This is a genomic window from Desulfobacterales bacterium (genome assembly GCA_029211065.1).
In the GTDB taxonomy this organism is placed as follows: domain Bacteria; phylum Desulfobacterota; class Desulfobacteria; order Desulfobacterales; family JARGFK01; genus JARGFK01.
Window position 1 is genome coordinate 1 of the sequence record JARGFK010000125.1, and the last position, 12001, is coordinate 12001.

The following is a 12001-nucleotide window of genomic DNA, read 5'->3' on the forward strand; positions in this document are numbered from 1 at the left end:
AATATTACGCTCGAAGTAGCCCTCATGGTTCTTGATATCCCGTGTCTGCCCCCAATCCACGACAAGGGCGGCTGTTGTAATGCTTTGCAAGGCCCAATCCTGTCTGGACATCGGCTCGAAGTGGTTGCCGGTGATTACCCCGCACCCGGGCAGGATTAATAGGGGCGCGAGGATTGTCATCTTGTAGACTTTCTTTAATACTTTCTTAATCACAACGCCCCCGGTTCTTCTTTAGTGTCAATCCAAATATCTCAAAGTTGTCAACTCGCTATACTACATAAGAGATGCTCCCGCTGTCGGTGTAAGTTCTCGTGGTAGCGCCACCAGTCCAGTTTATGTGTCGGACCCAAAATCGGCCATCATCCGAAACCCCCACCAAGACAACTCCACTAGCTTGCACCGTGTTAACTGCAGGAACACTATTAGGATAAGAATGCCGATATTCGACGGGGATTATGCCAACGGCGGATATTGCGGAATCTGCTGACGCATGGCCATGACTATCATAGGTTATCGTCACCACATTTCCAACCCTTGCAATATACAGTGTCCCGGACGTAAAATCCCCGCCGCTGGTAACCGTGGTGGTGGAAAAATGAGCGTCCACATAGGTCTTTGTACTCTGCTGACTCGGAGCCTTTGTTGCTGAGTTGGAAACAAAGTCGGCTTCATTAAGAATCTGACTGGCAATATATGTCTTTGTACTTTTCTGACTCGGGGGGCGGGTTGCTGAGTTTGTGGCAAAGGTGTTCTCGTCAATTAGGTTGTATGAAGGGATTGGTCGTATGATGTTTTGAACCCATGAATTTTCCGCGGTACGGATATAAACATCAAACAATGTGTGTCTAGGTAAGCTGACATTAGCTTCGCCCTGAAAAATAAATAATGTACCTGGAGCGTGTACCAAATCTAGGTTGTTAACCGTATCGTCCACCATGCACTTGTACCGCACCCCCGGCGTACCTGAAAACGCTGTAACAGGTGTGCCGCCGGTTATTAGATTGACTAATGTAGGCCCTAGGATTACGGTTGCAGCCGACGGGATAACTGTAACGGCTTGATTAACCAGGGGTACGTTGCCAGCAGTAGTGCCGGTTGCGGGGAAAGCGCGTTCCCAGTTCGTTGCATCTGCGCTTGGAGAGGTTACGCTTTTGTGGCTGTTTGTCTTGCAGGCATATAAAATCCCGGCCAGATTTGCAATGCTCCCGATATGGTATTCCTGTGTACCAGACCATTCCGGCACTCCGATCTGGTGAAGATAAGCCATGAGTTGAGTAGATGTGTACGCGAAAGCGTTGAAATCCTGTTTAGTGGGATTTTCGTTAACCCCAACAATCTCCCAGCCTGAAAGGAAATCAGAATTTACATTGCTATCAAGATCGTTGGCCTGCACTGTAGAGCCAAAAACAGTTCTATTTGTCCCTGTTGCGGCGCTTGCAAATGCTTTTAAATCCCCGGAATATCTGCTAATTTTTGCCATTGTCTAACTCCTATGCGTCTATTATGATTTTTTCGGCAAAACGTCCGCCTGGTTGATTCGCTAGATCGAATTTGTCCGCAAAAGGTAATGAATCAGGATTATCGGCAAACCCGAAAGTTTCACCCGGTCCCGCTTGAATAATATGTTCCCAATCTACCCCGTGTGGTTTTGGCAATAAATCAAGCCTGATTATCGCCCGGAGATTGTCAAGATTATAAGCCGGTGATACGTATAGGGAGAGGGTCATATCTTGGTTGTCAAGAGCATATGCGCTACCACCGAACAATACATTGACAACACGCTGGATGGCCAATCCTTCATCGTCTACCAGATATGGACTACCTGAATTTTTAGATATTTTTGCCCTGATAAAGAATCTGAAAACTGTATCGTCAAGTTGTAATGACGTATATTGCCGCTCGAATTTATCAGCAAATGGCGCACGGTCGGCCAGCGTCAGGAATTTATCATCAAAGCCCCTGGCATTAGGATTTTCATCAAAGCCGAACGCGATCTTCGGCACGATAAAAGGGACCAACCTTTTTAAGCCGATGATCCGTCCGATTATGTCAAGCCGGTCTCCTGTGGCGTTATCAAGGTCAAACTCGGTCAGGAACGAGCGCAGCCAATCAACTGACTTCTCCCATGTCCCGGCCTGTAATCTGATTTCGGCAGGTGCATTATCCTGCTGCCAATATTGCTTAATCAGCAGGTCGATGTATGACTGTTTAAAGTCGGTCATTAGATAATCTCAGTCACGGTTACACCTGAAGAACCAATGATAAACTTCTCGTCAAGGTCAGTTACAAGTCTGCCTGCCGTCCACGTTACCCCGGCGTCCCTGCTGATTTCTAATCCGGTCGGAATGAAGTTATCTCCAGCCTCAAATGCGTTCCGGTAAAGATCGTTCGCAAGTAGGTTCTCGCCGATACTCAATGTTTTTTCTGATATTTTGTTGGCAATCAAGGCGGTATCGATCGGAGAGCTTTGATCTTTTCTTGTGGCGTTCAGTTTGACCAAGATAGTAACGTATGTAGGCCGATCAAAGCTCATGGTATGAAATATGGTAAAGGTGGTTCCATCAGGCTTTAAAACCTCTTCTGTCCATTCTCCCGCAACGGCTCCGACCATTCCTTTCCCGCCCGTCTTATTCTTGGCCAGTGATTCGGCAATATCGTCAACTGCTCCGCCTTCAACAACGACCCACAATGAATGAGCCGGGATTCCGTCGATGTCTGTGGCGTCTGTATCATTCTCGTAGATTGCCATGTCAATAACTCCGGCCAAGTCGCCAACGGCTGTGAACAAACGGCCAAGGGCCGAGCTTCGGGGAGTTTCCAGGGAGTGGTTGCGCCGAATCCTTAGCTCTTCGTCTGTTTCTTCTTCACGCCCGACTGTGGCAGATAGCGGATTGGTCACGGTGTCAACGCCGATAACAAAAGTAACTGGTTCGGCCACGGTTGCGGGATCAGCTTCAACAGCGCCGAAGTTTTCAGCGAACAGGGTCACGGTCGTGATGCCGGCAGCTAGAACAATCTCGGAGATGGTTTCCCATACCTGCCCTAGCGTGTCTTCAACCGCGTAGCCAACTGGCAAAGTAACGGGCCGTGAGGCGGTAACGCTTACGTCAACTTGTGATCTTGTCGCAGGGCGCCGGGTAATTCCTGATAACTTAATGAGACTGTTAAGCGCTTCGCCGAGGGCAAAATCTGGGTCAAGCTGATTATATAGCAGGCTCCCGAACGATTGCACATCAAGCCGGGCCTGCGCCTCGATTGCTACCCGTTGGCCGTCCGGGCTATCAGGGTCTAAGTTTATATCGTTGCCGTAGATCAGCCGGTAGCCGTCGGCAAGCTCTTGATATATTTCGTCGTAGGTCTGGACTTCTATGCCGTTCGGGGTAAATCTGGGAGCCGTCATGCCGGAACCTCGATTGTCTGCTGTTGTGCGTTGAAAACGTCTGTATAATCCACTTCGATTGCAACCCCCCGATTACGATCACGGCGGATAATCTCGATGCGGCTTACCGTCACAATCCCCTCGGTTTGCAGGACTGTCTTTTCGACGGCCCGGACAATCCTGCGCTCCGTGCCTCTATTGCCGAGCAGGTTAAGCCAGTCAACGCCATGTCCGGTGTCAAGATACCAATCGCCAAGAAAAGACCGCAGGCGGGTTTTGACGTTCTGGGCAATGGCCTTACTGGTGGTCAGATAATTAGCCTTACCCTTGCCAAACGTCCAATCACCCAAAGATGTTATTGATCGCACTCGCATTATATTGGTGTCCCCGTCGGTCCGCCGCTATCATTTTCAGGATGAACATGGGATTTCAGGCTAATCGTTCCAGCTTTTACATCGGCGCTTGTTTCGATGTTCACACTGCTTGACAGCGGCGTCCCGGATAGCCCGGTAAAGTTAGCCGCCGCAATGGTCCCCGTGCAGGTGATGTTCCCATCAACCAACATGTTCCCGGTTAAAGTAAAATCTCCCGTTTGGGTATGGTTGCCGGTCTGGACTCTGTTGCCGGTGTGGGTATAATTTCCTATCTGTTCGTAGTCCCCTGCGGCATAGGTATCGCCGATATGGGTAATCACTGTGGGAATTGTTTTGGCCACGGCTTGCGGGTTAAGCCCGACAATTGCAAATCCATCTGAATAATCGTGCATCCGATATTCTGCCGGACTTCTTTCATCCTGGCCGGAATACCAGCGGTCAAAACAACGCTCGGTGAAAACGAGCAGGCAATAATCACCTGCCGCAATTGGATGCGCTGAGTAACTCGACCCGCCCTGCATGAAAACCGGCGGCACTTTGACGAACAGGGGAAGTTTTATTGATTCGCCGTCAACCTCACGATTAATCACAGGCTGAACGTCGATAGTCTTTTCTCTGACTTTGACAACACGGGCAATAGTGGCGGTATGGAGATTCGCTAAGGTAAAATGCAAGGCGGCGTTTATTGTATCGGTAAGCTGTTTCCGTTCCATTACAGTACCTTGTACCCTGGCAACGGTCGGCCTGTGCAGGTCTGGCTCCATTGGTCGCCGTAGTTGTCGCCCTGTGAACTGATTGTCTCGACGCGATATACACCATCAAGGTAAGGTGCAGTTTGTGATTTTAGGTTAACCAAGTTCCCTATTTTAATCGCCGGGTTCATAAGAGTTTCGAAAGTTGTTTGCTGATTCTCACGAGATGGTGTGCTGATTAATCCGGTTTGAGCCGTTACCAGCGATATAAATCTTTCCACCACTTCATCAGATTTGACGATATAAAGCTGCTCATTTTCAATATACCATGTTTCATTGGGTCCGACCATATCTTCAATTAATTTTGCTGTATTCCCAACCAATACTTTAGGACGACTTAATTCCGATCTTTGAGTTATCTTGCCCTTGCTGGTGTTTAGCATATCGGCCAAGCATTCATCAATCGCTTTTTGTGCGCCTTCTACGGTCTTGCTGGTGAATGAATTAAGGAAGTCAAAGCCGCCGTCAAGCCCTTCTATCTTGCTGATTAAATCCGGGCCCTGCCGTTCATTACTGCCCTTGTGGACTGTTCCCTTAAACATAAGCTTAAGCTGCCCTTCGTAGCCGACTTTAAGCTGAAATGGTATCCGCTTGTTTTGTTCGGCATCCTTAACTAATGCTAACCGTTTCCGTTCTTCAAGGTTCTCGAGCTGGACCTGTATCTTGTTTAAGCCGCCATAAATGGATTTATCAGCTTGGAACTGGATACGCATCGGCGGGGTTATGGTAATCTCTCCGCCCAGTGCTTCAATTTTTAACTCGAAGTCTCTATTGAAGCGGGGATAGCTCACGCCGGGACCGCCTCGCCATCTCTTATTAACAACATATCGGCTCGCTCGAACATATAAAGGCTGCACCGACCATTTGAAAAGTCATTTATCCTGTACGGGTCAATGCCGTTTCCGCTGTTGTCCATTACGGTAAAATCAAAAGGCTGATTCCCGCTCTCGATATGCAAGGCCCCGACAGACAGTTTAACACCAAAAACTTGATATGTACCATATACGACATCCATCGACCAGAAATGATGGCGGGGGAAAAAGCGCAGCTTGACCACTATCTCGGATTCTTCAAAAATTACAGTATGCCGCTGGTTCGGTTCATCGGTTAGATTTGTTATCTGTATCATTCCGCAGTCCCCCTCTAGCGGCTTACTCTTTCCTTGAAGCTATACATAAGGCTTTTCTCTACTTTTTTGCCAGCCTGTACGCCCTTGTCTGTTTCTCCGGCGTGTTGTCCTTTGGTGTCTGCCGCTGGTTTTTTCGCTATTTTGCCGACTAAGGTTTGAGCGAATCTTAACTCCTGTGCTTCAATAGTGAAATCTACCGCTTCTGAGGTGCTGCTTTCCGTGTACTCAAAAGCCAAAATACACATATTGTCATACGTTTGAAGCGGCCCTGAAATCGTAATTAAGGCATCTGAATTTAACAACCCATTTATTTTGTCGATGAACCCTTCGATGTTAGATTTCGCGAATTTCCTTTGGTCGAGATCTGTCAGGCCAGTATAGCCGACCTTGTCGGCGATTTTTTGGCTAGTCCGTATTGCGCTGTCAAGTTGGTCTATTCGCTGCTGAATGTCGGCGGTAATCCCGGCGACGATGCTAAGTTGTGCTTGTGTTCTGCCGGGGAGATATTGAGCGACTTCACCCACGATGGTTTCCGTTCCCCTAATTTCTTTAAGTGTGGGCGGCGGCTCTACATAAACACTTGAAATATTTCCCTCGATTTTAACCACAATCGGGTTGCGGATAATATGATCGTTTACATGTGAGCCATCTTCGAGATACGTAACAGGCGCTTCTCGGGTTTGTTTGATGTTATCCCGTATAATAGCTATGGTCGCGAAACCGTCAATGCTAACTTCTCCCGCAAACTCGTTTTTAAATGCACCATCTATGTAATCCCGAACCAATCCCATTACATGCCGCCTCGGTTCGCTTGAGTTTGTGCATCGTCCATCTGCCCTTGCAGATTGTCGGCTGTCAATCGAGCGGCCCGTTCTGGATCGTTGGCCCTTACGTTTATTTCATTGTTCTGAGTGACATGTGAGGTTCGGTTGTTTTGCGCTTGTGTTTCGCCTGGGCGCCCGATGTTAAAATCGATTCCGCCCTGAGACTGTATTTGATCCATTAGGCTACCGAACAAGCTCCCCGCCCAAACAGCCGGCCCGCCGGCTATCATGCCAAAGGTTTTCAGCCTTTCGACAAACTCATTATCTTTTCTGCCGGTGACGGCATCTATTTGCTTTTCCCCGGCTTTTCCAAAGGCATCCCATGCGCCCACAAGATCGCCCTTTATAAATAGACTTACCCCCCGTAATGTCTCGATTATTGACGATACAACGTCCTCGGTTAAATCTTTGATCTGTCTAAAGGTTTCTTTGAAATCAGCCACCATATCCTGCAAGATCGGGGTTATGTCAATGCCGAGGAATTCTTGGAAAAAGTCACGGATAACAGATTTGCCACCACGGAAAGCCACTATCAAATCATCAACAGCAAGAAGCAAGAGAATGAGCCCGCCAACAATCCAGAAAACGGGATTTGCAAACAGCGCGGCGTTCCATTCGAGCGTTGCAAACTTGAGAGCCTGGAACGCTAATGATAGAATAGATAGAATTGGCCACATCCTGCCTAAAAAATCCATGAAATCTCTTAATACCCCAAGGGTTTCTTGCACGGCAATAACGATCCAATCTCGGTTTTCCTTCAACAGCTTGGTAAACCATTCTACCAGCTTGGTTAGTTCTGGGATGAGTCCCACGGCTATCAGCCGCCTCAGCCCGTCCATTGCGAAACGCTGGGCCATCAGCGCTTGATTGTATTGCTCGGCTTGCTCGGCCTGATCTGCGTTTAATGTGCCTAGCTCCTGGGCACGCTCCATCAAATTGCCCATTTGTTGGTCAGTCTGGTTAAGCAACCGCAATAGTGATGTATCAATCCCGAGAGCACTGGCAAAGCCCATTTGCTCGCTCATGGAAAGATTAAGCTGCTTAAACCTTCGCCGTACATCGTCAAGCACTTCGTCGGCCCGCCTAACTTCACCCCGCGAATTTCTAACCGCTATGCCAAGCCTGGCAAAATCATCTGAGCCTTTTTGCGCCGCATCACCAATTGTAGCAGAGAGGGATTCAATACTTGATTGCATGGCCTGGGAAGATGAACCCATCATACCAGCAGCAAAACTCAACTCTTGGATTTTACCGATTGCCACGCCTGAAGTGTAGGAAAGATTAAAAAGGCTGCGCTCACCTTCAAGCACACCGGATGCCCACTTGCCAACAGCGGCCCCGGTTGCCACCAGAACCGCCGCCATTGACGCAAGGATGGCTACTGATTGGTTCAGTGATTGATTGTACCGGTTAAGAGGCGCTTCAGACCCCTGATATGAAAATTCTGTGACAAGTTCCGTTACTGTAGCCATGTTATTTCCGGTTCTCTTGTTCTGATTTCCATCTCAGGTGCCGGGCAATGGCGTTGTCTATCGCTTCATATTCCAGGGCGTCCAGAAATTCAGGCGTATCCCATCCCCTTATCTCTTTTACCGAACCGTAGCCCTGTTTTGCCAAATAGAAAACAGCCATATCCTCGCTTTGTACGTTAGTGTGGAGAATAAAGTCATTCTCAGGTGGCGGTGCATAGACTTTTAACCGCCACTGATCCCGGACAAAAAAGGGTAGCTGATTGCCCCCAGCATGGTTGAAACAAATATGAGGTAATCGCCGGGGTATTTTTCCCAGTGGTCGGAAGACTTGGAAAGCAAAGCATCTTCAAAAGTGACCACGTTCTCAATCACCGCTTCAACCGCCGCCCATCGTTCTGAATCTAAAAATGAGAAGTCTTGCCTCTGTAAATCAGCCTGAACGTGGGTGAAATAGGCAAACACTTTCCGCCGCTTTTTGTGGGTCAGTGAGGTTATACGATACTCCCGCCCGTTAATCTCAGCGATACCCTCTTCGTATACCGCCCGGATCATGTCCTGGGCCTGTTGCGCCTTATCCATTCAAGCCCCTTATAGATTCCTAGTAGCGGTGCGAAACATCATAACATACTCCATCATGGCATTTCCGTCCGTGCTGTTCTTGGTGTCGGTCGGCTGGGTGGTGATCGAGCCACCTTCAAGCAGCCAGGACTCTTCGGCGTCGGCTCCATCACGATTGTATGCGGTCTTTACCGATCCGGTGATTATCGGGACCGGCGATTGACGGCGCAGGTTGTTCAGGAAAGAATCGGATTCGGAATATTTCAGAACCCTGATCGTAACGTTATGAACGTCCTTATCCGATCTCTCGTTGATGTTGACGCTGCCGCCTATCCCGTTGATTTGGGTGGTGGCAGGGTTAACAGGTTCAATAGTGATAATGTCACCCTCAGCCAGGTCGGTGATTGCCCGGCCATTGAGGACGACGGTGGTTGCATCTGCGGGCAGATTATTAACAGGCATAGTTTAGCTCCTTATCGGTTAACGAAGATGACCAGATCGACCGAATGAACGGCCCCGGCCAGTTTAATTGCACCTTGAATAACCGGCGACTTCCTGGCTTCTCGGGCTGCTTGCGACTGATCGGCCAAGGCGCCGGCCAGAAAGTAATATCCGTTTGTCAGAACATTATCCAAAAAGGTATCATAATTCCCGAAGAAGTCAGGCGAAGTCCACGTGCCAGGAGCAATCACCCCGGCACGGACAAACTGCCGGGTGGTTTTCTCGGCCTGATCGACAAGCTGAGATATACCCCGGCGGGTTTGCGGAATCTTCGTTGCTGTTTGCCTGAGCAGGTTATACATATCAACTTGAAGAAAATCAACGTAGGCAATCAGGTTGTAACGTTCATCAACAAAATTATTAGCCCCAGAGGTCAGGACGGTAGCGGTTTGCTTAATGGTCGTGTAGATGTCCAGGCCGACCCGTGAAGCTGCGTCAACTTCGGTCTGTGTGTAAGACTCGGCAGACACGGCAAGCTCTTTCAGCTGCATTGTTAGTGCCGTGTTCTCGGCGGCGAAGTTGACTGTATGAACCCGTGCCATATATGTAGCGGCAAGCTTACGACTCCCGGCTTTACTGTAGAGCATCCGGTAATTAGTGCGCCCGGCTAGTTTGATCCCCCATACAGGATTCGTTACACTCAGGGCCAGGTTTGTAGGATCGTCGAAAACATCATACATCAGCACATTGTTAGCCTGCGCCCACTCGGCAAGGTCGATCCGGGCAGTGTCAAGTGGCTTGCTGATAAACATAGCGCCCCGAAATTTAACCAGGCTTGCAAGCTCTGTGATGGCTTCAAGCATGGTTTCGACGGCCAGCGTTGCGGCGGCTGCACCTTGGACAAGAACGGCCCCGGAACCATCGGTAAGATTAAGAATGTCACCGATAAAGGTTCCTGCCGTATGCGCAGTTGCGTAGGTGAGCGTTGAAAGAGCGCCGGTTGTAGGGCTGGTTATCAGGATGCTACCGTTACTTTCCGTGGCGGTTGCTCCGGTCAGAGCGGTGTCGATAACCCCGGCAATATCGGCCAGGCTGGTAACGGCTTGGAAGTCCAGAGCGCTTAATACTTGGGCAGCGGCAGCGGCGTCAACCGTTATGGTCATAGACCCATCAGATATCTGCTGCATCTGGTCAACGATGGTCACTTCCTGGAGCTGCCCGCCGGTCAAGGTCGCGGCGGTAGCGGCTACTGCTTCACTTTCACCCCGCCAATATCCCATAACCAACCGGCCCCCTGCTGCAATCGGATTAGGACTGGTGGCAAAGAAAGCATTTGCGAAACTCGCTGCGGCGCTCGAGGTGCCAAAATCGGCAGAAACAGAGCCAGGGTCTGAATAAACCTGATACCTGTTTGCGCTGTTAATTGGGCCATCTTGCTGGCTGGTCATTATCAAACAGACGTTCGGATTATCGGCCAGGGCAAGCTGTGCGCCTTCCAGCAGTTGCACAGTTACGACATTTTCAATATTAACACTCATGTTGTTTCCTCAATGATGGGGTTATTCTCTGTCCACACTTCAAGCTGTGCGGTGTCGATACGTTTTGTGGCTACATCCTCGCTCACGTTGTATAGCACGTTTAAAGTGATTTCCTGACGCTCTCCGTACTGTTGCCCAGCAAGGATTTTAACGTCTGTGATGCCGCTGGCCTGTAAAATGCCGATGCCCTGCGCTTGCTGTAATTCAAAACTCTTTTGAGACTTGATAAGTAATGCAAACTTGTTGGCCATGTACCAAGCGTTGTCCCCGTAAAATGAAACTGTAATCGGTGCTCGCCAATTCTGCGCATAGGTCATAATCTCTGTAGCGCCGTCATATCCTTCGCCGCTTGAAAGCCGTTGAGACTGTCCGAGACTATCAACCCCGATATATTCCATGGTAAAATCTTGGATATCAAAATCCATCCTGCCGATCCTGATTAATTGCTCGCTGTAACCAAGCAAGTCTCGGATAAAGAGGGCGGTTTGACGGAGTACCTCGTTCATGTGGCAACCCGTAACGGCTCTTTAGTTTGTTCGGCGATCACTTCCATGTACCCATACCCGCGCCACGGCCCACGGCTAACAACCTTGTAATCTTCGTTTTCAAACTCGATTATTTCACCCATTACGATTGATTCCTTACTGTGGACCATCAAGTATTCTTTCGACCAGTCGATATTATCTTTTTTAATATCTTCCTTCTCTGCGACTTGGACAACGCAATCTTGCAGCCGGGCGGTGACGGTTTCAACCGGGACAAAGTCAACGGTATCAACACCGACCGATTTAATCTTAACCGGCTTAGACCATTCGGTAAGCACGTCGGACACGTTAATCATTATGCGCCCCTGACCACGTAGGTTATTGATCCCCTCAGGATACCATTATCAACAAGCAGCTGACTAGACCCCTTAGCTTTCTTTGTGCTAGGTTTTATGTCAGGCCACGCCCCATATCCCCGGCTCACAAATGCCCCTTTAACTATATTCACGGCTATCGTTCCTATAAGTCCAAGTGCTTTTTTAGCATCAGTCCCTTTTTCAAAAACCATCCGGAATTGATTGGCTACGGCCTCATCCATCTCGTCCGCTTTTATCTGAAAAGGCACCCGAAGAAAAGACCTTCTCGGGATGGTAATCATATGCGCCTTGGTAAACCCCGCAACAGCGCCTCCCCTTGATGATGATACAAACTTGGCCTTCCCGTTTTCGACAATATACCCCGTTCCGCCAGGGTGCATAAATGTAGCCCCAAATTCATGAGTTGCGCCAATTGCAACAACAGTCATACCATTGCCATAAACCTGCCCTCCCACTTTCTCGGCAGGGAGGCCAACAGCGACACGGGCATTTCGGGCAATCTTCATGTTGTCCGCCATGCGCTTGGTATGTTTAACCATCTGTTGAGGTGAGAGTTTCATACAAAACAGCCGCCTTGCCGATTACGGGTTAACAGAAGAAACTGCTTGCCGTACTTGGTAGCGTTGAACAATGCCGCCCGGTTGCTTCCCGGTTGTAGCTCAGAACCGTAGC

At 49.1% G+C, this 12001-nt stretch carries 17 protein-coding genes; all 17 read right to left on the reverse strand.

Annotated features, from left to right (window positions below):
* On the reverse strand, positions 1-180 hold a 180-nt coding region (locus tag P1P89_19680), incomplete at its 3' end, for a hypothetical protein (protein MDF1593734.1).
* Between the two features lie 88 nt (positions 181-268).
* Positions 269-1480 (reverse strand): hypothetical protein, encoded by a 1212-nt coding sequence (locus P1P89_19685; protein MDF1593735.1) that lies wholly within the window; start codon positions 1478-1480, stop codon positions 269-271.
* 10 nt (positions 1481-1490) lie between these two features.
* A complete protein-coding gene (locus P1P89_19690) occupies positions 1491-2222 on the reverse strand; it encodes a DUF2612 domain-containing protein (protein ID MDF1593736.1) in 732 nt (243 codons plus the stop codon).
* Positions 2222-3400 (reverse strand): baseplate J/gp47 family protein, encoded by a 1179-nt coding sequence (locus tag P1P89_19695; GenBank protein ID MDF1593737.1) that lies wholly within the window; start codon positions 3398-3400, stop codon positions 2222-2224. Before P1P89_19695 ends, P1P89_19690 begins: the two co-directional genes overlap by 1 nt.
* Positions 3397-3753, reverse strand: a complete 357-nt coding sequence (locus P1P89_19700; protein MDF1593738.1) for a hypothetical protein — start codon at positions 3751-3753, stop codon at positions 3397-3399. Before P1P89_19700 ends, P1P89_19695 begins: the two co-directional genes overlap by 4 nt.
* Positions 3753-4466, reverse strand: coding sequence for a Gp138 family membrane-puncturing spike protein (locus tag P1P89_19705; protein ID MDF1593739.1), 714 nt, complete (start codon positions 4464-4466; stop codon positions 3753-3755). The genes P1P89_19700 and P1P89_19705 overlap by 1 nt, the downstream gene beginning before the upstream one ends.
* Positions 4466-5296: a hypothetical protein gene (locus tag P1P89_19710; protein MDF1593740.1), complete on the reverse strand. Its 831-nt coding sequence runs from the start codon at positions 5294-5296 to the stop codon at positions 4466-4468. Before P1P89_19710 ends, P1P89_19705 begins: the two co-directional genes overlap by 1 nt.
* Positions 5293-5634 (reverse strand): hypothetical protein, encoded by a 342-nt coding sequence (locus P1P89_19715; protein ID MDF1593741.1) that lies wholly within the window; start codon positions 5632-5634, stop codon positions 5293-5295. The genes P1P89_19710 and P1P89_19715 overlap by 4 nt, the downstream gene beginning before the upstream one ends.
* Positions 5635-5648: 14 nt before the next feature.
* The gene (locus tag P1P89_19720; GenBank protein MDF1593742.1) at positions 5649-6425 is read right to left on the reverse strand and encodes a hypothetical protein; all 777 of its coding nucleotides are present in this window, start codon (positions 6423-6425) and stop codon (positions 5649-5651) included.
* A complete protein-coding gene (locus P1P89_19725; GenBank protein ID MDF1593743.1) occupies positions 6425-7930 on the reverse strand; it encodes a hypothetical protein in 1506 nt (501 codons plus the stop codon). Before P1P89_19725 ends, P1P89_19720 begins: the two co-directional genes overlap by 1 nt.
* Position 7931: 1 nt before the next feature.
* Positions 7932-8090: a hypothetical protein gene (locus P1P89_19730; protein ID MDF1593744.1), complete on the reverse strand. Its 159-nt coding sequence runs from the start codon at positions 8088-8090 to the stop codon at positions 7932-7934.
* A 62-nt stretch (positions 8091-8152) separates the two neighbouring features.
* A complete protein-coding gene (locus P1P89_19735; protein MDF1593745.1) occupies positions 8153-8509 on the reverse strand; it encodes a hypothetical protein in 357 nt (118 codons plus the stop codon).
* Positions 8510-8518: 9 nt separating this feature from the next.
* Positions 8519-8950, reverse strand: coding sequence for a hypothetical protein (locus tag P1P89_19740; GenBank protein MDF1593746.1), 432 nt, complete (start codon positions 8948-8950; stop codon positions 8519-8521).
* A gap of 11 nt (positions 8951-8961) precedes the next feature.
* Positions 8962-10467 carry a DUF3383 family protein gene (locus tag P1P89_19745; protein MDF1593747.1) on the reverse strand — a complete coding sequence of 502 codons (1506 nt, stop codon included), beginning with the start codon at positions 10465-10467 and terminating at the stop codon, positions 8962-8964.
* Positions 10464-10973 carry a hypothetical protein gene (locus P1P89_19750; protein MDF1593748.1) on the reverse strand — a complete coding sequence of 170 codons (510 nt, stop codon included), beginning with the start codon at positions 10971-10973 and terminating at the stop codon, positions 10464-10466. Before P1P89_19750 ends, P1P89_19745 begins: the two co-directional genes overlap by 4 nt.
* Positions 10970-11308 carry a hypothetical protein gene (locus P1P89_19755; protein MDF1593749.1) on the reverse strand — a complete coding sequence of 113 codons (339 nt, stop codon included), beginning with the start codon at positions 11306-11308 and terminating at the stop codon, positions 10970-10972. Before P1P89_19755 ends, P1P89_19750 begins: the two co-directional genes overlap by 4 nt.
* Positions 11308-11889 (reverse strand): hypothetical protein, encoded by a 582-nt coding sequence (locus P1P89_19760; GenBank protein ID MDF1593750.1) that lies wholly within the window; start codon positions 11887-11889, stop codon positions 11308-11310. Before P1P89_19760 ends, P1P89_19755 begins: the two co-directional genes overlap by 1 nt.
* Between the last annotated feature and the right edge of the window lie 112 nt (positions 11890-12001).